Here is an 18,738-nt window from a genome sequence, read left to right as displayed (position 1 = left end):
CTCGACGGGCGCGGCCGCAGCCCGCTAAACCCGCCGGCATGGCTCATCATCCCGCCCCGCCCGTTGCCGCCCGCCGCCCGCATCAGTTGACCGCCCATGGCCAGACCATCGACGATCCCTATGCCTGGCTGCGCGACCCCGGCTATCCCAGCGTCACCGATGCCGAGGTGCTGGACTATCTCAACGCCGAAAACGCCTATTTCGAAACGGTGATGGCGCCGCATCAGCCGCTGGTCGAGCGGCTGTATGAAGAGATGCGCGGCCGCATCAAGGAAGACGATGCCTCGGTCCCGCAAAAGGATGGCGACTGGGAATATTGGACCGCGTTCGAAACCGGCGGGCAATATCGCCAATGGTGGCGCCGCCCGGTCAGCGGCGGTGCCGACCAGCTGATCCTTGAGGAGCCGGCACTGGCGGAGGGCAAGGAGTATTTCCGGCTGGGCGCGCTGGCGGTCAGCAACGATGGCCGGCTGCTCGCCTATGCGATCGACGACAATGGCTCGGAACGGTTCGAACTGCGCGTGAAGAATCTGGAGACGGGCGCGCATCTGCCCGAAGTGATTGCCGGCACCTTGTCCGAAATCGTGTGGACGGCCGATGACAGCGGCTTTCTCTACGGCCTCGCCAACGACCAGTGGCGCACCGACAATGCCCGGCTGCACCGGCTGGGCACCGATCCGGCTGACGATGTCGAACTGTTCAAGGAAGCCGATGAGGGGTTCCGTGTCGGCCTGGCTGAAACCAGCGACCGGCAATGGCTGGTGATCGCAACCGGCGATCATGTGACGAGCGAGGTCTATCTGCTCCCCGCCGCCGACCCGCTGGCGCCGCTCAAGCTCGTCGCCGCGCGGCTGCCGGGCCGGGAATATGATGTCGATGTGCGCGACGGGCAGCTGTTCATCCACACCAACGACACCCACCCCAATTTCCGCCTGTGCACCGCCCGGCTCGACACGCCCGACCAGTGGGACGAGCTGATTCCCCCGTCGGACCATTTCTACATGACCGGGGTCAGCCTGTTCCGCGATTTCTATGTCGTCGAAGGGCGCGAGGACGGGCTCGACCAGATCGCGCTCCACCGGTACGAGGGCGGCGCGCCCAAGCGCATCACCTTCCCCGAGGCAAGCTATGCCGCCGGCCTAGGCGACAATCCCGAATATGCGGTCGACGTGCTGCGGCTGGGCTATGAATCGATGGTCACGCCCGGCACCGTCTATGACTATCATGTCGGCGAAGACCGGCTGGAGGTGCGCAAGGTCCAGCAGATCCCCAGCGGCTATGACGCGTCGCGCTATGCGACCGAGCGGCTGAAGATCGCCGCGCGCGACGGGACGATGGTGCCCGTCTCCATCGTTTACCCCCGCGATTTCCCGCGCGACGGCTCGCGCCCGCTGTTCCTCTATGCGTACGGCGCTTATGGCTATGCGATCCCGCCTGGCTTTTCGACCGGGCGGCTGTCCCTGCTCGACCGGGGTTTTGCCTATGCCATCGCGCATATCCGCGGCGGCGACGATCTGGGCCAGCAATGGTATCTGGACGGCAAGCTCGACAAGCGCACCAACACCTTCAACGACTTTGTCGATGTCGCCCGCGCGCTGATCGCGGACAACTGGACCAGCGCGGGGCGCATCGCGATTGCCGGGCGCTCGGCGGGCGGCGAGCTGATGGGCGCGGTGGTCAACAGCGACCCCGAACTGTGGGGCGCGGTGATTGCCGATGTGCCCTTTGTCGATGTGCTGAACACGATGATGGATGCGTCGCTGCCGCTGACGCCGGGCGAATGGCCCGAATGGGGCAACCCGGTCGAAGACCCGGCCGCCTTTGCGCTCATCCGCAGCTACAGCCCCTATGACAATGTGCGCGCCCAGGCCTATCCGCCGCTGTTCATTTCGGGCGGGCTCAACGATCCGCGCGTCACCTATTGGGAGCCGGCGAAATGGGCCGCGCGGCTGCGCGCGACCAAGACCGACGACAATCTCCTGCTGCTGAAGACCAATATGGGCGCCGGGCATGGCGGCAAGTCCGGCCGGTTCGACAGCCTGCGCGAAGGGGCCGAGGAACATGCCTTTGTGCTGTGGCAATTGGGGGTGGAGGGCTGACCGTGGCTTTCACGCGCCAGTTCACCGCAGACCCTGCCGATATTGACGAGCTGGGCCATGTCAACAACGCGGTCTGGGTGCGCTGGATCCAGGAACTGGCGGTCGCCCACTGGCAGGCGCTGGCGACCGCTGAGGAGCAGGCGGCGATGGTCTGGGTGGTGACGCGCCACGCCATCGATTATCGCGGCAATATCGGCCCCGGCGCCGTGGTGACGGGCGAAACCTGGGTGCCGGGCGACCCCTATGGTGCGCGGTTCGACCGCAGCTTCCGCTTCGTCGGCGCCGATGGCCGGGTGAAGGTGGAAGGTGTCACCACCTGGGCGCTGCTCGACCGGGCGAGCGGCCGGCTGATGCGCGTGCGGCCGGAACTCGCCGCGCGGTTCCGCGATCAGGCTTCCAGCTCGACGTCCCAGTAAAGCCAGTCATGCCAGGTTTCGTGCAGGTAATTGGGCGGGAAGCGCCGGCCATGTTCCTGCAGCTGCCAGCTGGTCGGGCGGATCGGCGGATAGCACAGCGGCATATTGGCCTGTTTGGGCGTGCGCCCGCCCTTTTTCAGGTTGCACGGCGCGCAGGCGGTGACGACATTTTCCCAGGTGGTGCGCCCCTGTTGGGCGCGGGGAATGACGTGATCGAAGGTGAGGTCGCGCCCGGAGCCGCAATATTGGCACTCAAAACGGTCGCGCAGGAACAGGTTGAAGCGGGTGAAGGCAGGGAATTGAGAGGGTCTGACAAATTGTTTCAGGGCAATCACCGAGGGCAGTTTCAATCGGTGACTGGGACTTCGCACTTCGCGCTCGTAATAAGCGACAATGTCGACCCGGTCGAGAAACACCGCCTTGATTGCCGTCTGCCACGGCCACACGCTCAAGGGGTAGTAACTTAGTGGCGTATAATCTGCATTCAGCACCAGCGCCGGGCAACTGTCCGGATGCCGGATCAGATCGGGATGATACATGGCCGCTCCCTTCTCCCCGGTCGCTTTCGCCGAAGAGGATGACGCCATGATGACATTAGCCGCGACTCGTGGTCAATGGCCGGGTTGCGCCGCGACGGGCCGAGTCCTTGCGGGCGGCGAAGTGTGGCGATGATCACACGTTTTGCCCCCAGCCCGACCGGCGGGCTGCATCTGGGCCATGGCTGGTCGGCGATCCTGGCGCATGATGCCGCGCGCGCGGCCGGCGGCCGTTTCATCCTGAGGATCGAGGATATCGACGGCACGCGCAGCCGGGCGGAGCATGTCGACGACATTCTCGCCGATCTCGCCTGGCTGGGGCTGAGCTGGGACGCGCTGTTCTTCCAGTCGGCGCGGCTGGCTGATTATCAGGCAGCTCTCGACCGGCTTAGGGCGATGGACCTGGTCTATCCCTGTTTCTGCACGCGGGCCGAGATTGCGCGCGAGGTGGCAGCGAGCCTTAGCGCGCCGCATGCCGGGGCAGGCGCGCTCTATCCCGGCACCTGTCGCCACCTGTCCGCCGCCGAACGCGCCGCGCGGCTGGGCGAGCCGCATGCCTGGCGGCTCGACATGGCCGCCGCCACCGCGCGCACCGGCCCGCTCAGCTGGCAGGACGGCTTTGCAGGATCCGTGGCCGCCGCCCCGGCGCAGCACGGCGATGTTGTGCTGGCGCGCAAGGATGCGCCCGCCAGCTATCATCTGGCGGCAACGGTCGATGATGCGGCAATGGGCGTGAGCGATGTCATCCGCGGCGTCGACCTGTTCGGCGCGACCGACATCCACCGGCTGCTGCAGGCGCTGCTTGGGCTGCCGGTACCGCGCTACCACCATCATGCGCTCATCACCGATGGCGCGGGGCGGCGGCTCGCCAAGCGCGACGGCGCCGCCCGGCTGGGCGAGCGGCGGCGGCGCGGCGAGGACGGGCAGGCGCTGGCCGCAACATTGCGGGGCTTCGGGCCATTGGCAGCCGCGACCAAAGCGCCTACATTACCGCTATGATTATTTTCCTCTGGCTGCTGCTGATCGCGGCGACGATCGCAACGCTGGTGATGCTCGTGCGCGGCATCGTCGTGTTCCTTGCCACCACCAAGGCCGATCTGGAAGGCACCGGCCCAAGCGTTGCGGGCATGAAATCGAACCGCATGATGCAGGGACGCATCTTCTTCCAGGCAATCGCCATTTTGCTGGCGACGGTGCTGCTGCTGTTCTTCGGCCGGGGCGCCTGAGCTTTTTGGTTCGGCTGAACCGCATCTACACGCGCACCGGCGACGCGGGCGACACGGGGCTGGTCGATGGCAGCCGCGTGGCGAAGGACGATGCCCGGCTGGCCGCGATGGGCGATGTCGACGAGCTGAACGCCGCGATCGGGTTCGCCATCATCGCGCTGGGCGCGGATAGCGACCGCGCCGGCGAACTCCGCCGCATTCAGAACGACCTGTTCGACCTGGGCGCCGATCTGGCCACGCCTGGCGATGACTTCGCCCCCGGCGACATGGCGCTGCGCATCGTGCCGGCCCAGGTCAGCTGGCTGGAAACCGCGCTTGACGCGATGAACGACACGCTGCCGGCGCTGACCAGCTTCATCCTGCCGGGCGGCAGCGCGGCGGCGGCGGCGCTGCATCTGGCGCGCACCATCTGTCGCCGAGCGGAGCGGGCGGCGGTGCACGCCGCGCGCGCCATGCCCATCAACCCGGCAGCGCTTGCCTATTTAAACCGTTTATCCGATTATCTATTCGTTGCCGCCCGCGATGCCAATCGCGCGGCCGGCGACGTGCTATGGGTACCTGGCGCCTCGCGTTAAGGGGCGGTCACCGATCAACGCCACCGCCTGCCCAAAGGGGAATCGCCCATGCTTGCGCCGCGTTTCGAGGTTGAGCGGCTGGGCGCCCGGCTCGCCCATGTCCGCGCGCTGACCGAGGCGCTGGCCGCGCCGCTGTCCGACGCCGATGCCAGCGTCCAGTCGATGCCCGATGCCTCGCCCGCCAAATGGCATCTGGCGCACACCAGCTGGTTTTTCGAAACCTTCATCCTGCGCGACCATGTGCCCGGTTATACCCTGCACGACGCGCGCTATCCGTTTCTGTTCAACAGCTATTATGAGGCCGAAGGACCGCGCCATGCGCGCGCGCGGCGCGGGTTGATCACCCGGCCGTCGCTCGCTGAGGTGCTGGCCTATCGCGCCGCAGTGACGGCGGCAGTCGCCGACGCGCTGCCCCGGCTGCCGGCATCGGTGCTGCCGCTGGTGGAGCTTGGCTGCCACCATGAGGAACAGCATCAGGAACTGCTGCTGACCGATATCCTGCACCTGTTCGCGCAGAACCCGCTGGAGCCCGCGCTGTGGCCCGCCGCCCCCGCGCACCACGCCCCGCCCGCAGCGCTCGGCTGGATCGCGCATGAGGGCGGGCTGGTTGAGACGGGGCATGAGGGCGACGGCTTTGCCTTTGACGCCGAAGGGCCGCGCCACCGGCACTGGCTCGATCCCTTCGCCATCGCCAGCCGGCCGGTGAGCAATGGCGACTGGGCCGATTTCATCGCCGATGGCGGCTATCGCGACGCGCAGCACTGGCTGTCCGACGGCTGGGCCTGGGTGCAGGCCGAAGCGATCGAGGCGCCGCTCTACTGGCGGCGCGATGAAGGCGCGTGGACCGGCTTCACGCTCGCCGGCCGGCGCGTGCTCCATCCGGCAGCGCCAGTTACCCATGTCAGCTTCTATGAGGCGGACGCCTATGCCAGCTGGGCGGGGGCGCGGCTGCCGACCGAGGCGGAATGGGAAGTGGCCGCCGCCGGCGCCGATCCGCTCAGCGGCACCCAGCTCGACCGCGCCGGCCCGGTCAGCCCGCAGGCCGGGGACGGCTTTTTCGGCGATGTCTGGGAATGGACCGGCTCTGCCTTTCGGCCCTATCCCGGCTTTCGCGTAACCGAAGGCGCGGTTGGCGAGTATAATGGCAAGTTCATGAACGGGCAGTTCGTGCTGCGCGGCGGTTCCTGCGCCACGCCGCGCGGCCATCTGCGCGCCAGCTACCGCAATTTCTTCTATCCGTGGCAGCGCTGGCAGTTCACCGGACTACGCCTGGCCCGCGACGGCCGCTGACAAGGGGGACGCCATGCTGAAGCCCGAGGAGCAGGACTGTCCTGCCGCCGTCACCGACCGGGCGTTCCGCGCCGACGTGCTGGCGGGGCTTGCCGCGCGCCCGCGCGCCATCCCCGCGCGCTGGTTTTATGACCGGCGGGGATCGGAGCTGTTCGAGGCGATCACCCGCCTGCCCGAATATTATCTGACGCGCACCGAAACCGGCATTCTGCGCGACGCCGGCACACGCATCGCCGCGCGCGTCGGCGAGGGACGCGCGGTGGTGGAGTTTGGTGCAGGGGCGGCGGTGAAGACGCCGCTGTTGCTGCGCGCGGTGGCGCCGGCCGCCTATGTGCCGATCGACATTTCGGCGGAGTTTCTGAGCGTGTCGGCCGCCGCCCTCGCCGCTGATTTTCCGGGCCTTCCGGTGCTGCCGGTGGCGGCTGATTTCATGACCGGGGTCGCGCTTCCCGCATCGATTGCCGGCCTGCCCAAGCTGGGCTTTTTTCCGGGCTCGACGATCGGCAACATGACGCCAGGCTATGCGATCGATCTGCTGCGGATGATGCGCGCGTCGCTGGGCACGGGCGCGATGCTGGTGATCGGGATGGACCGGGTGAAGCCCGTCGACCAGCTGCTTGCCGCCTATGACGATGCCGACGGCACCACGGCGGCGTTCAACCTGAACCTGATCGCTCGCATCAACCGCGAGCTGGGCGGCACCGTGCCGCTCGACGCGCTGCGCCATGTCGCGCGCTGGAACGAGCCGCTCGCACGGATCGAAATGCATCTGGAGGCGATGCGCGACATCGCCTTCACGGTCGCGGGCCAGCCCTTCGCCATGGCGGCGGGCGAGACGATTCACACCGAGAACAGCCACAAATATGATGCGCGCTCGGCCCGGCTGCTGCTGACGGCGGGGGGATGGACCCCGCTCGACGAATGGACCGACCCGGACGACCGGTTCGCGGTGCTGCTGGCAGAGGCGCAACCGGCGCGCAGTGCTCCCTGAGCGGTTTTTGTTTCACTGAAGCCGCGCCGGCCCGCTCCCCCACCCGGGGCACCCCACAAAGTACTACTTTGTGGGGACCCCGACGGCCTCCCATCAGGATACACTCGTGGGAGGCCGGGTGGGGGAGCGGGCCGGCGCCGCCAAGGCTTCAAACCACAGCTAACGCGGCTTGGGCGTCGCGCGCCAGATGGTGATCCAGTCGGCCGCGCCGCGACATTCATTCATGCCGCGCGCCTCGACCAGGCGGAAGCGCGTGCCGTCCCACACATAATTGCGCGCGGCCCCGCAATCGCCCAGCCCCCGGCCCTTGTAATAGCTGCTCAGCGTGCCGGTCTTCGCGTCCCAATCGGCGTTCATCAGCAGCGGCCGGCCCTGCCCGTCGTCATCGGGCTTCAGGTCGAAGGTGGCCAGCGCCGTGGTGCCGCCGGCGGTGATCAGCGGCACGAAGCTGGCATTGTAGGCGCCGCTGCCGCACGGCACGAGCACCAGCAGCGCGCGCCCGTCGAGCGCAACGGCGTGGAGCGCGTTGTCGGCGCCGCTGTCGATGTCATCGCAGCCGGCAAAGCGGCGCAGGCCATTGGCAATCGCGCCGCTCGGGTCCTCGATCGCGCGCTCGGCCAGCGCGGCACGCGGCACGTCGGGCAGCGCAGGGGCGGTGGGAATCGCGCTGGCCGGTGCCGCCCCGCGCGCGACAAAGGCGCCGGCCGTGCCCGCGCGGCGCTGCTGCTCATCGACATAGCGCAGCGCCGCCGCCGAGCCGCGCAGCGACACCGCCGCCACCGGCTTGCCGCTCCGCCACAGCTCAAGCATCCGGCCATTGACGGCGGCCGCCAGCACTGCGCGGGCGGCCGTGCCGGCGACGCTGAGCGTGCCCTGGCGCCGTGCCACCTCGGCCAGTGCCTTGCCGTCGACCACCAGCGTCAACGCGCCATCGGGCAGCGGCTCCAGCGTCAGGTCGATCGCGACATCGGGTTCCGGCCCCGGCGATACCGAGACAACCGCCCGCGCGAACAGCACGGTATCGGCCTCATCCTCGGGCACCAGCGACACCAGCTGGCACGCCCAGCCATTGTCGCACCCCACGCTCCAGTCGCCAAAACTCTTGATATCTCCGGGCTGAGGCGCCGATAGCGCGACAGCAGCAAGCAGGGCGAGACTCGGCATGCGCTTAATATACGGGATTTGCTGGAATTACTCCATCACGACCCAATCAGGGGAGAAAGAGCATGAAGACGATTGGCGTAATCGGCGCGGGGCAGATGGGCGCCGGCATCGCGCAGGTGGCGGCGCAGGCCGGCTATCGCGTGCTGATGTCGGACGTTGATCTGGCGCGGGCGGAGGCGGGCAAGGCCGGCATCGCGCGCGGGCTGGCGCGGCTGGTGGAAAAGGGCAAGCTGGCAGCGGCCGCAAGCGAGGCGGCACTGGCGCTGATCGAGCCGGTCGCGACGCTCGCCGCGATGGCGCCATGCGACCTGGTGATCGAGGCGGCGACCGAGCGCGAAGCGATCAAGCGCGCGATCTTTGCAGAGGTCGGCGCGGTGCTGTCGCCGGGCGCGCTGCTGGCCACCAACACCTCGTCGATTCCGATCACCCGGCTCGCGCAGGCGGCCCCCGACCCGGCGCGCTTCATCGGCGTGCATTTCTTCAATCCGGTGCCGGTGATGGGGCTGATCGAAGTGATCCGGGGCCTCGCCACGGCCGACGAAACGGTTGCGGCGGTGGAAGCTTTCGGCCGGTCGCTGGGCAAGGAAATCGTCCACGCCAATGACGCGCCGGGCTTCATCGTCAACCGCGTGCTGATGCCGATGCTGAACGAGGCCTGCTTTGCACTCGGCGAAGGGGTGGCCAATATGCGCGATATCGATACCGCCTGCCGCCTTGGCCTCAACCACCCGATGGGGCCGCTGACGCTCGCCGATTTCATCGGCCTCGACACCTGCCTCGAAATCATCCGCGTGCTGTTCGAGGGGACGGGCGACCCCAAATTCCGCCCGGCGCCGCTGCTCGTCAAATATGTCGAGGCGGGCTGGCTGGGCCGCAAGACCAAGCGCGGCTTCTATGACTATTCGGGCGCGGAGCCCGTGCCGACGCGCTGAGCCGCCGGCACGGGCGGGCGCCGTCAGCCTTTCGGCGCGGCGCCCAGCGGCCCCAGATCATGCCCCGCCGCCTTGGCCGCGGTGGCCGCCTGCTGGATGAACGCCATCACGCTGGCGTCAAAGCCGGGGTCGGCCTCGCCCTCCCAGTCGGCCATGTTGGCGTACATGCGCTGCGACCCCTGCCACATCGCCGGGGTCGCCACCCGGGCAAAGGGTTCGAGCAGTGCCGCCCATTCGCGCACGAAACCAAGCGCGGCGTCGCTGGCCGGGTCCATCGGCATCGCCGCCTTGATCCGCGTGCCCAGATCCTTCCACCGCGCGCCATAATCGGCCTGGCTGAACGAATCGCCCATTTCGGGGAGCTTGCGGGCGAAATCGGCCTTGGCCTCCTCGCTCATGTAACGGTCGGTAATGTCTTTCCACTTTGCTGCTTCTTCGGTCATGATTCGGTCTCCCGATCGGATCAGCGAGCACAGGGTCGCAGCGTCGATCGGCTCGCCGCGATCGATGCGGGACAGGGTAGAAACCAGGATTGCGCGGCGTTCGGCAATTGCCGTCGCTTCAGCCTCGACCGCGTCGAGCTGCAGCTGCAGCAGCGCAGCAAGATCGATCGGCCGCCGGTCGAACAGCGCCTTGATCTGGGCAAGGCTGAGGCCCGCCCGCTTCAGCGCGATCAGCTGGTGCAGCCGCTCCAGCTCGCCCGCGCCATAAACCCGCCGGCCGGACGCAGTGCGCAACGGGCAGACCAGCCCGCGCGCCTCGTAAAAGCGCAGTGCCCGGGCGGAAAGGCCGGTGGTCCGCGCCACCTCGGCAATGTCGATTGTCTTCATGAAGCCGGTGTAGCGGTTGACGCTGGGTCAGCTTCAAGCGCTTTTTTTCTAAGAGCCGATCCGGCCCAGAACCAGCCGCCACATCGGGATGGTGAGCAGCGCAACCTGGCCGAGCAGCGGATGGTTGGCGAACAGCGCCACGATCAGCCCGGTCGCCGCGCCCAGCACTGTCGACAGGCCGCGCTGCCGCACTGCCGTGAGGCGCGCGGCGGGCATGGTCGCATCCACCACCGGCGGCGCGGTCGCCAGCCGCTGCAGCCGCAGATTGCACAGCGCGGTCAGCAACAGCCAGCCGCAATAGGCCACCGTCGGCACGCGCACATCATTATAGGCGCTGGCATAGGCCGTGAAGAAGGGCATTGCCGCGATCGTGAACAGCATCACGATATTGGGGCCGAGCAACCCGTCCGACCAGTGCGCCGCGCAGGAAAAGGCGCGGTGATGCCCCGCCCAGAACGCCCCGATGACGAAGAAGCTGACGATGAAGCCCAGAAAATTGGGGATCATCCGCAACAGCGCGTTGATGAAGGCGGCATCGCCCGCCCCCGGCTCGACGTGCGGCACATGCAGTTCGATCACCAACAGCGTGATCGCGATGGCGAATACCGCATCGGAAAAGAAGATCAGCCGTTCCAGCCGGTGCTCCGGCCCGGCGCCGCCGCTCATGGCAGCAGCAGCCCGGCCAGCGCCGCCGACATCAGATTGGCCAGGCTGCCCGAGATCAGCGCACGAATGCCCAGCCGCGCGATCACCGCGCGCTGGTTGGGCGCCAGGCTGCCGGCAGAGGCCATCTGGATTGCGATCGAGCTGAAATTGGCAAAGCCGCACAGCGCAAAGGTGACGATCGCGGTCGAGCGCGGCGACAGGCCGCTCGCCCGGCCCAGATCGGCAAAGGCAACGAATTCGTTCAGCACCACCTTGGTGCCCAGCAGCCCGCCCGCCGTCGCCGCCTCGCCCCAGGGAATGCCGATCAGATAGGCAACGGGCGCCAGGACCGTGCCCAGCACGCCCTGAAAGCTGAGCCCTGGCACGCCGAGCGCGGTGCCGGCCGCGCCCAGCAGGCCATTGGCCAGCGCCACCAGCGACACGAACGCCAGCACCATCGCCGCCACAGCCACCGCGATCTTCACGCCGGTCTGCGCGCCCATGGCAGCGGCCATGATGATGTTGTCGGCGCGCTCCTCCTGCGCCATGTCGACGGCGCGGATCGCCTCATCCTCGCCGGCCAGCACCGCGCGCGCGTCCGGCATGATGATCTTGGCCATCAGCAGCCCGCCCGGCGCCGACATGAACGACGCGGCGAGCAGATAGGGCAGCGCCGTCGGCCCGAGCAGCGCGGCATAGGCCGCCAAGATGGTGCCCGCGACGCCCGCCATGCCGACCGACATCACCGCGAACATCTGCGACGGGCTGAGATCGGCGAGATAGGGGCGGATGACGAGCGGCGCCTCGCTCTGCCCGACGAAGATGTTGGCGGCCGCGCACAGGCTTTCCACCTTCGACACGCCCACCACGCGCTCGATCGCGCCGCCCAGCCAGCGCACGATGAGCTGCATGATGCCGACATGATAGAGCACCGAGACGAGCGCGGCGAAGAAGATGATCACCGGCAGCGCCGAAATGGCAAAGGCCACGCCGAACTTGGGGTCGGTCGCGAGCGGCCCGAAAATCACCTTGGTGCCTTCGCCCGCATAGCCGAGCAGTGCCGAGACGCCGTTCGCCAGCCCCTCGATCGCGGCCTTGCCGGCGGGCACATAGAGCACCAGCACGGCAATCGCCGCCTGCAGCGCGAATGCCGCGCCCACCACGCGCAGCCGGATCGCGCGCCGGTCTGCCGACAGCAGCACCGCGATGCCCAGAATCAGGGCGATCCCCAGAAAACCGGTCACATAACGGTCCATGCCCTGCCCCTGTTCAGCCAACCGGCGGGCACCATACACGCCGCGCGCCATCGTGCCAGTGGGGCGGCCATTTGCGCCGGCGCGGTTTCGCGCTAGCAGTATCGCGATGGACCATTCCCAGCCGACGGCAGCCGCCGCCCCGCCCCTCCTTGCCCGGTCGCTGTTCTTCTATGCCATTTTCTATGGCGGCATGGTGTGCATTGCCGGGGTGCTGGGGGTGAAGCAGGTCGCGCTCGGCCCGCTGGCGGTGGAAGCGGGCGTGTTCGCCTTTCTGCTGCTGGTGGTGATGTCGAGCGCGGTGGCGGAGCTGCACGGCCAGGCGATGGGCACGCTGCTGGTGCGGCTGGGCTTCGTGCCGCTGCTCGCCTCCACCCTGCTCATTCAGTTGGTCATCCGCCTGCCGCACGACCCGGCCATGTATCCGCCGGCGATCGCCGCCTTCCCGATCGTTGTCGGCAGCACCGCGCGGCTGATGATCGCGGGCTTTATTTCCTATGGCCTGTCGCAGACGCTGAACGTGCTGGTGTTCGACCGGCTGCGCGGCGCATCGGGCGCAGCGCGCGCGCTGTGGCTGCGCGGGATGATCGCCAGCATCGCCTCGCAGGTGATCGACACGGTCCTGTTCATCACCATCGCCTTTTACGGCGACCGGCCGATCCTGGCGCTGATGGGCGGCCAGATGCTGACCAAGGTGGTGCTGTCGGTGGTGCTGGTGCCGGTGCTGATCACCGGCTTCGTCGCGTTCGGGCGCTGGCTGGACCGCGCGCCCGAACGCTGACCGCGCGCTTATTCGGCGCGCGCCTTCACGATCTTGCCTGGGCTGCGCGGCGGCTCGCCCTTGGGCAGCGCGTCGACATGCTCCATGCCCTCGGTCACTTCGCCCCACACGGTATATTGCCCGTCGAGGAAGCGGGCATCGTCGAAGCAGATGAAGAACTGGCTGTTGGCGCTGTTCGGATCGCTGGTGCGCGCCATCGAGCAGACGCCGCGCACATGCGGCTCGCGGCTGAACTCGGCCTTCAGGTCCGGCAGCTTCGAGCCGCCGGTGCCGCGCCCGGTCGGGTCGCCGCCCTGCGCCATGAAGCCGTCGATCACGCGGTGGAACACGACGCCGTCATAGAAACCGTCATTGGCCAGCGTCGCAATCCGCTCGACATGGCCCGGCGCCAGATCGGGGCGCAGGCGGATGGTGACGTCGCCGGTTTCCAGCGTGAAGGTGAGCGTGGTGAAATCGGTCATCGGCGCAGGTCCTTGGAAGTGATGTGCTGCGCGCCGCCCTAGCGATGCACCGGCGCAAGCGCAAATGATTGGCAAGGGAGCGCGGCACGGGTAAGGGCAGAGGCGGCCGGTGGACGGGAGGTTGGCAATGAGCGGGAGCGACGTGAACACGCCCGAACCCCCGCGCCAGCTGGACGAGGACGACCGGCTGACGCCCGAATTTGTGAGCGCCGTGCTCGCCGCCGTCGATCGCGGCGATGCGGGTGCCGCGCGCGCGCTGACCGAGCCGCTCCACCCCGCCGACCTCGCCGACCTGTTCGAGCTGACCCCGGCGGACAGCCGCGCCGCGCTGGCAACGGCGCTGGGCGACCAGCTTGACGGCGACGTGTTCGCCGAGATGAACGATTATGTCCGCGAAGGGCTGATCGACGATCTCGACCCTGCCCAGGTGGCCGACATCGCCGCCGAGCTCGACACCGACGACGCCGTCGCCATCATCGAGGACCTGGACGCCGACGAGCAGCGCGAGGTGCTGCGCGCGCTCGACCCCGATGACCGCGCCGCCATCGAGGAGGCGCTGTCTTATCCGGAGGAATCGGCCGGCCGCCTGATGCAGCGCGAGCTGATCGCGGTGCCCGAGCATTGGACGGTGGGCGACGTGCTCGATTATCTGCGCGGCAACGACACGCTGACCACCGATTTCTGGGAAGTGTTCGTCGTCGATCCGCAGCACAAGCCGATCGGCGCGTGCCACCTGAGCTGGATCATGCGCACGCCGCGCATCGTCTCGGTCGGCGACGTGATGCGCCGCGAGCAGACGCTGATCCCGGTCGACATGGACCAGGAGGAAGTGGCTCTCCGCTTCCAGAAATATGCGCTGATCTCGGCTGCCGTGGTCGATGCGGGCGGGCGGCTGGTGGGGATGATCACGGTCGACGACATCGTCCACATCATCAGCCAGGAAGCCGGCGAGGACATTCTGCGCCTGTCGGGCGCGGGCGATGGCGACATCAACGAGCCGGTGCTGGACAGTTACCGCGCCCGCGTGCGCTGGCTGATCTCGAACCTGTTCACCGCGATGCTGGCCTCGTCGATCATCGCGCTGTTCGAGGGGACGATCGCCAAGTTCGTGGCGCTGGCGACATTGATGCCGATCGTCGCCGGGGTGGGCGGCAATGCCGGCACGCAGACGATGGCGGTGACGGTGCGCGCGCTGGCCACCAACCAGCTGACCCGGTCGAACACGGTGCGCAGCATCCTGCGCGAGTTGCGCGTGGCGGTGCTGAACGGCGCCACGATTGCGCTGATCATCGGGCTGGGAGTGGGGCTGGTGTTCCAGAACCCGCATCTGGGCGGGGTGATCGCGGCGGCGATGCTGGCCAATATCGTGGTTGCCGGGCTGGCGGGCGTCGCGGTGCCGATCGTGCTGGAGCGCACCGGCGCAGACCCGGCGGTCGCCTCGTCGATTTTCGTGACGATGACGACCGATTCGATGGGCTTTTTCATCTTTCTGGGGCTGGCGGCGGCAAGCGGGCTGGTCGGCTGAGGGCGCCGCCATGCTGCACCTGACCAAGGTCGCGTTCGGCGCGGAGTCACTAGACAGTCTCGTGGATGCGTTGGAACGCCGTTCCGCGACCGGCCAGCTGGCGCTCACCACCCGCTATCTTCCTAAAAGACATGAGGAAATTTCAGGGCTGGGCTCGCTGTTCTGGATTTTGAAGCATCAGCTGATCGCGCGCTCCCCGATCACCGGCTTTGGCGAGGCGGACGGGGGCCGGGTGTCGATCCTGCTCGGCAGCCCGACGGTGCGCGTGGTGCCGCAGCCACGGCGCGCGCATCAGGGCTGGCGCTATCTGGAGGCGGCCGATGCGCCGCCCGATCTGGACACCGCCCTTGCCGCCGATGGTGCGGCGCTGCCGGCCGCGCTTGCCGGCGATCTGTCAGCGCTTGGGCTGATCTAGCGCCGCCGGGCCGCCGCAGCGCACCGGGCCGCCGGCCATCGCCTTTACCGTGCAGGCCGGGTTGCCGGCGACATCGACCGAGCCGAGGCCGTTGGTGGTCACCTGCGCGGCATAGCGGGCCTGGGCGCGGGTTTCGCCGCTCCCCTCCTGCCGGACGACCAGATCGTTGACGGCGAGCGCGGCGGCATCGATCAGGCCGGTGCCGTTGCTCAGCAATTGCGCGCGCTGCGCCTTGCCGGCCAGCGTCATCGAGCCGGCGCCGATGACGGTGGCGAGCAGCTGGTCGGCGCTGATCCGGTCCGCCGTCAACATGCCGGCCCCGTTCACCGCCAGATCGACCCGCTGGCCGGCCGCGCCGCTGACCGTCAGCTTGCCGCCCGCGCGCACCACGGCCGAGCGCAGATCATGCGTCGTCAGCGTGATGACCGGCGCGATCCGGCGCATCTTGGGCGTTTCCCCCCAGCCCGCGCCCGACAGGCGCACGACCAGCGTGCCGCCCTGAACGTCAAGCTGGATCAGGTCGAGCGTCTGCTGATCGGCGACCGCCCGGCCGGACGGGGCCTGGCCCGCCGTCACCTTCACCTCGAAGGGCCCCTCCACCCGGATGCGCTCGAAACTGCTGACCGAATAGCGCCGTTCGGCGGCGAGCGCGGGCCAGGGCGCACAGGCAAGGATCAGGAGCAGCCACCGCATGGCGCAACCGTCGCCCGGCGGCGCGGCGAACGCAAGCTATTTGCCGCAGCGAACCGAGCCGGAGCCGGCCTTGATGGTCTGGCACTGCGCGCCCGGCCCCAGATCGACGTCGCCCGATCCGGCGAGAGCCACCTGTGCCGGCCCGTCCACCCGCGCGACAATGTCGCCCGAGCCGCTGAGCGCGACCTGCGCCCTGCGCGCGACCAGATCGCCGAGGCGGAGATCGCCCGACCCTTTCAGCGCGGCACTCATCTCCCCGGCGGTGCCGCTGGCGCGCACATCGCCCGAGCCGACCAGCGCGAAGTCGGCCTTGTCCACCGCCATCCCGGCGATGGTCAGGTCGCCCGAGCCCGAGAGCGCGGCGGCAAAACGCGGTCCCGCGACGCGATCGACCTTCATGTCGCCCGATCCGCTGAGCTTCGCGGCCGCGATGCGCGGCATCGTGACGTGGACGCGCGCGCCCTTGCCCGACCAGCTCCAGCTCTTGCCGGGCTTGCGCGCGATGTACAGCGCATCGCCGCGCCGCTCGATCACCAGCCGGTCAAGGATTTCGGCCGGCCCATCGGCCTGCACCGAAAAGGCCGGCCCCACCCGCACCTCGACATCGTCCGAAGAGGCAAGCTCGACAGCGGTGAAGCCACTTACGGGATAGCTGCGGCTGGCGGCAGCCTGGCCGGCGACTGCGGCAAAAGGGCTGGCGGAAAAGGCAACCAGGGCGGCGGCCCCGGCAAGCAAGATCAGGCGCATCATCGGCTCTCCCATGGTGATTTATGGTGATACTACACCATCGGACAGCCGAAAAAAAGGGGCGGTCGGTGCCGCCCCTTTTCATGGATGCCGGGCCGGCCCGCGCGTCAGGCGGGAACGGCTTCCTTGTCCTTGTTATGGATGGCCGCCGCCTTGCGCAGGATCGCGAGGATCTTCTGCTGCGCGCTGGGCTCGTCGGTCTGTTCCATCGCGGCCAGTTCGCGGGCCAGCCGGCTCGCCGCCGCTTCGAAAATCTGTCGCTCCGAATAGCTCTGCTCGGGCTGGTCGTCAGCACGGAACAGGTCGCGCACGACTTCGGCGATCGACACCAGGTCGCCCGAGTTGATCTTCGCTTCATATTCCTGGGCGCGGCGCGACCACATGGTGCGCTTGATCTTGGGCTTGCCGGTCAGCGTTTCGAGCGCTTCCTTCAGCGTCTTGTCCGACGACAGCTTGCGCATGCCGACGCTTTCGGCCTTGTTGGTGGGCACGCGCAGCGTCATCCGCTCTTTTTCGAAGCGCAGCACATACAGTTCCAACTGCATGCCCGCGATTTCCTGGCGCTGAAGCTCTACGACACGGCCGACACCGTGCTTGGGATATACAACATAGTCACCGACGTCGAAGGACAGCGCCTTGGCAGCCATTCCGTTAAGCCTTTCCGTGATCTGGGCTCCCCGATGAACATGCGCGCCAACGATCCGGTTTACAGGATGGTCGGGCGATTCGGGGGTTGTACCTGTGAGTCTCCACGCGGAAGGCGGTGTGGGTTCGCGCTTCCGACGAGTCCGTTTAACACGCTCGTAATAAAATTTCCACCCTTATGTCGGCAACACGCCGCATCGCATTGCGTATTTATACGCAGGGTGTGGCCCCGTTGCGCCGCCCCAAAACGGGGCAGCGCGCCACGTCATGCAATCAGTCGCCCTGGCCCGGGTTGGCCGAGAAATACTTGTCGAACTTGCCTTCCTCACCCTTATGCTCATCGGCATCGGCGGGGGCTTCGCGCTTGCGCGTCACATTGGGCCACTGCGCCGAATGGGTGGCGTTCAGTTCCAGCCATTTTTCGAGACCGCCCTCGGTATCGGGCAGAATCGCCTCGGCCGGGCATTCGGGCTCGCACACGCCGCAATCGATGCATTCGCTGGGGTTGATGACGAGCATGTTCTCGCCCTCATAGAAACAGTCGACCGGGCAGACTTCGACGCAATCCATATACTTGCAGCGGATGCAGGCATCGGTAACGACGTAGGTCATGAACGGCTCCCCCAAGTAAGCATATCGGGTGTAGCTATTGCGGCCCTGCCTGCCCGTCAATCCCGGTCAGCATGGTGTAGCAGGCGCGCGCCTCGGCCGGCGGGCCGCGCCGCACCGGAAGCGCGGCCACCTGCACCACTTCCACCCGGCCGCCACGCGCCATCGCGATGACCGAGCCGATCCGCACCGGCAGATGCGCGCGCTCCACCCGCCGCCCGTCGAGCCGCAGCTGGCCCGACTGCGCCATGCCCTGGGCCAGCGCCCGGGTGCGGGCAAGCCGCGCGAACCACAGGAAGCGGTCGAGGCGCATCGCCTCATCCACGGCGGGTGACCAGCTCGGCAAGGCCCATGGCGAGCGCGCCGCGCGGCGCGGGGGCGGCGGCCGGCTTCACCCGCGCCGGGCGCCCCCGCCAGCGCCAGCGCGGTGCGCCCTCGCCCTTCACCGGCACGAAGCTCAGCTGCGCCATCAGCCGGGCAAGCGTGGCCGGCGTCATCCCGATCGAGATGGCAAGCGCGGGGTCGGGTGCGCACGGGGCCGCGCCGCGCCGGGCATCGTGTGCGGCGCGCGCGACTTTCTCGACCAGATCGACGCGCACCGACTGGCGGCCGATATCGCGCCAGGGGGAGCCGACCGGCTGGCCACGCGGGGCAATGCCCGCGCTGACCGGGGGCGCAGGCGCAATTGGCGCGTCACGAGCAGCAGCGATCAGCGCGGCCCGCCAGCGCGCCGCCGCCGGCTTCATCAGGGCGGGCACGAACAGGTCGAGCGCGCCGATGGTAACGCCCGCCCGGCGCAGCGCCAGCCGCTCGGCCGGCCCCAGCGCATCGACACTGTCGGCGAGCGGCGCGCGCGGGGCAATGCCGGCGCCGCCGTCGAGCGCGGCCGCCACCACGCGGAGCGG

The 18,738-nt window shown here is 68.3% G+C and carries 22 protein-coding genes and 1 pseudogene; 11 read left to right on the top strand and 12 right to left on the bottom strand.

The window, feature by feature from the left end; genetic code table 11:
- Positions 1–38: 38 nt before the first annotated feature.
- Positions 39–2,099 carry a S9 family peptidase gene (locus K2Y03_RS00420; RefSeq protein WP_294087355.1) on the top strand — a complete coding sequence of 687 codons (2,061 nt, stop codon included), beginning with the start codon at positions 39–41 and terminating at the stop codon, positions 2,097–2,099.
- A gap of 2 nt (positions 2,100–2,101) precedes the next feature.
- Complete coding sequence (locus K2Y03_RS00415) at positions 2,102–2,515, top strand: thioesterase family protein (protein ID WP_294087353.1); 414 nt, start codon at positions 2,102–2,104, stop codon at positions 2,513–2,515.
- On the opposite strand, the gene K2Y03_RS00410 is transcribed toward K2Y03_RS00415, so the two are convergent.
- Complete coding sequence (locus K2Y03_RS00410; RefSeq protein WP_294087351.1) at positions 2,488–3,054, bottom strand: HNH endonuclease; 567 nt, start codon at positions 3,052–3,054, stop codon at positions 2,488–2,490. The genes K2Y03_RS00415 and K2Y03_RS00410 overlap by 28 nt on opposite strands.
- 129 nt (positions 3,055–3,183) lie before the next feature.
- Here K2Y03_RS00410 and gluQRS point away from each other — a divergent pair, with 129 nt between their 5' ends.
- The 5 genes from gluQRS to egtD are packed head-to-tail and all read left to right on the top strand — an operon-like array spanning position 3,184 to position 7,133.
- Positions 3,184–4,050 (top strand): tRNA glutamyl-Q(34) synthetase GluQRS, encoded by an 867-nt coding sequence (gluQRS, locus tag K2Y03_RS00405; RefSeq protein WP_294087349.1) that lies wholly within the window; start codon positions 3,184–3,186, stop codon positions 4,048–4,050.
- Complete coding sequence (locus K2Y03_RS00400; RefSeq protein ID WP_294087347.1) at positions 4,047–4,277, top strand: HIG1 domain-containing protein; 231 nt, start codon at positions 4,047–4,049, stop codon at positions 4,275–4,277. Before gluQRS ends, K2Y03_RS00400 begins: the two co-directional genes overlap by 4 nt.
- A 5-nt stretch (positions 4,278–4,282) precedes the next feature.
- Positions 4,283–4,852: a cob(I)yrinic acid a,c-diamide adenosyltransferase gene (locus K2Y03_RS00395; protein WP_294087345.1), complete on the top strand. Its 570-nt coding sequence runs from the start codon at positions 4,283–4,285 to the stop codon at positions 4,850–4,852.
- 48 nt (positions 4,853–4,900) lie between these two features.
- Positions 4,901–6,142 (top strand): ergothioneine biosynthesis protein EgtB, encoded by a 1,242-nt coding sequence (gene egtB / locus K2Y03_RS00390; RefSeq protein WP_294087344.1) that lies wholly within the window; start codon positions 4,901–4,903, stop codon positions 6,140–6,142.
- 13 nt (positions 6,143–6,155) lie between these two features.
- Complete coding sequence (gene egtD / locus K2Y03_RS00385; RefSeq protein WP_294087342.1) at positions 6,156–7,133, top strand: L-histidine N(alpha)-methyltransferase; 978 nt, start codon at positions 6,156–6,158, stop codon at positions 7,131–7,133.
- Positions 7,134–7,292: 159 nt separating this feature from the next.
- On the opposite strand, the gene K2Y03_RS00380 is transcribed toward egtD, so the two are convergent.
- A complete protein-coding gene (locus K2Y03_RS00380; protein WP_294087340.1) occupies positions 7,293–8,297 on the bottom strand; it encodes a DUF1176 domain-containing protein in 1,005 nt (334 codons plus the stop codon).
- 62 nt (positions 8,298–8,359) lie between these two features.
- Here K2Y03_RS00380 and K2Y03_RS00375 point away from each other — a divergent pair, with 62 nt between their 5' ends.
- A complete protein-coding gene (locus K2Y03_RS00375) occupies positions 8,360–9,229 on the top strand; it encodes a 3-hydroxyacyl-CoA dehydrogenase NAD-binding domain-containing protein (RefSeq protein WP_294087338.1) in 870 nt (289 codons plus the stop codon).
- Between the two features lie 23 nt (positions 9,230–9,252).
- Here K2Y03_RS00375 and K2Y03_RS00370 read toward each other — a convergent pair whose 3' ends face one another.
- The 3 genes from K2Y03_RS00370 to K2Y03_RS00360 are packed head-to-tail and all read right to left on the bottom strand — an operon-like array spanning position 9,253 to position 11,960.
- Positions 9,253–10,059 carry a MerR family transcriptional regulator gene (locus K2Y03_RS00370; protein WP_294087336.1) on the bottom strand — a complete coding sequence of 269 codons (807 nt, stop codon included), beginning with the start codon at positions 10,057–10,059 and terminating at the stop codon, positions 9,253–9,255.
- A 48-nt stretch (positions 10,060–10,107) separates the two neighbouring features.
- Complete coding sequence (locus K2Y03_RS00365; RefSeq protein ID WP_294087335.1) at positions 10,108–10,725, bottom strand: TMEM175 family protein; 618 nt, start codon at positions 10,723–10,725, stop codon at positions 10,108–10,110.
- Positions 10,722–11,960: a nucleoside transporter C-terminal domain-containing protein gene (locus K2Y03_RS00360; RefSeq protein ID WP_294087334.1), complete on the bottom strand. Its 1,239-nt coding sequence runs from the start codon at positions 11,958–11,960 to the stop codon at positions 10,722–10,724. The genes K2Y03_RS00365 and K2Y03_RS00360 overlap by 4 nt, the downstream gene beginning before the upstream one ends.
- 106 nt (positions 11,961–12,066) lie before the next feature.
- Between K2Y03_RS00360 and K2Y03_RS00355 the strand changes: the two genes are divergently transcribed.
- Positions 12,067–12,738: a queuosine precursor transporter gene (locus tag K2Y03_RS00355; protein WP_294087333.1), complete on the top strand. Its 672-nt coding sequence runs from the start codon at positions 12,067–12,069 to the stop codon at positions 12,736–12,738.
- An 8-nt stretch (positions 12,739–12,746) separates the two neighbouring features.
- Here the strand turns inward: K2Y03_RS00355 and K2Y03_RS00350 are convergent, their stop codons facing one another.
- Positions 12,747–13,199: a peptidylprolyl isomerase gene (locus K2Y03_RS00350; protein WP_294087332.1), complete on the bottom strand. Its 453-nt coding sequence runs from the start codon at positions 13,197–13,199 to the stop codon at positions 12,747–12,749.
- Positions 13,200–13,326: 127 nt separating this feature from the next.
- Here K2Y03_RS00350 and mgtE point away from each other — a divergent pair, with 127 nt between their 5' ends.
- Complete coding sequence (gene mgtE, locus K2Y03_RS00345; RefSeq protein ID WP_294087331.1) at positions 13,327–14,724, top strand: magnesium transporter; 1,398 nt, start codon at positions 13,327–13,329, stop codon at positions 14,722–14,724.
- 10 nt (positions 14,725–14,734) lie between these two features.
- Positions 14,735–15,139, top strand: a complete 405-nt coding sequence (locus K2Y03_RS00340) for a DUF1489 family protein (protein WP_294087330.1) — start codon at positions 14,735–14,737, stop codon at positions 15,137–15,139.
- Here the strand turns inward: K2Y03_RS00340 and K2Y03_RS00335 are convergent.
- The 6 genes and pseudogenes from K2Y03_RS00335 to K2Y03_RS00310 form a co-directional block, all read right to left on the bottom strand.
- Positions 15,119–15,832 carry a head GIN domain-containing protein gene (locus K2Y03_RS00335; RefSeq protein ID WP_294087329.1) on the bottom strand — a complete coding sequence of 238 codons (714 nt, stop codon included), beginning with the start codon at positions 15,830–15,832 and terminating at the stop codon, positions 15,119–15,121. The two genes, K2Y03_RS00340 and K2Y03_RS00335, sit on opposite strands and share 21 nt — an antisense overlap.
- A gap of 36 nt (positions 15,833–15,868) precedes the next feature.
- On the bottom strand, positions 15,869–16,579 hold the full coding sequence (locus tag K2Y03_RS00330; RefSeq protein ID WP_294087328.1) for a head GIN domain-containing protein: 711 nt from the start codon (positions 16,577–16,579) through the stop codon (positions 15,869–15,871).
- Between the two features lie 107 nt (positions 16,580–16,686).
- Positions 16,687–17,226, bottom strand: a complete 540-nt coding sequence (locus tag K2Y03_RS00325; protein WP_294087327.1) for a CarD family transcriptional regulator — start codon at positions 17,224–17,226, stop codon at positions 16,687–16,689.
- Positions 17,227–17,497: 271 nt separating this feature from the next.
- Entirely contained in the window at positions 17,498–17,836 is a 339-nt protein-coding gene (gene fdxA, locus K2Y03_RS00320; RefSeq protein WP_294087326.1) for a ferredoxin FdxA, read from the bottom strand.
- A gap of 34 nt (positions 17,837–17,870) precedes the next feature.
- Positions 17,871–18,146 (bottom strand): S4 domain-containing protein, encoded by a 276-nt coding sequence (locus K2Y03_RS00315; protein ID WP_294087325.1) that lies wholly within the window; start codon positions 18,144–18,146, stop codon positions 17,871–17,873.
- Positions 18,147–18,150: 4 nt separating this feature from the next.
- Positions 18,151–18,738: pseudogene (locus tag K2Y03_RS00310) on the bottom strand (helicase); the annotation flags it as partial.

This window comes from Sphingomonas sp., assembly GCF_019746015.1.
GTDB lineage: Bacteria > Pseudomonadota > Alphaproteobacteria > Sphingomonadales > Sphingomonadaceae > Sphingomonas.
This window is presented reverse-complemented; position numbering and strand designations above follow the sequence as displayed.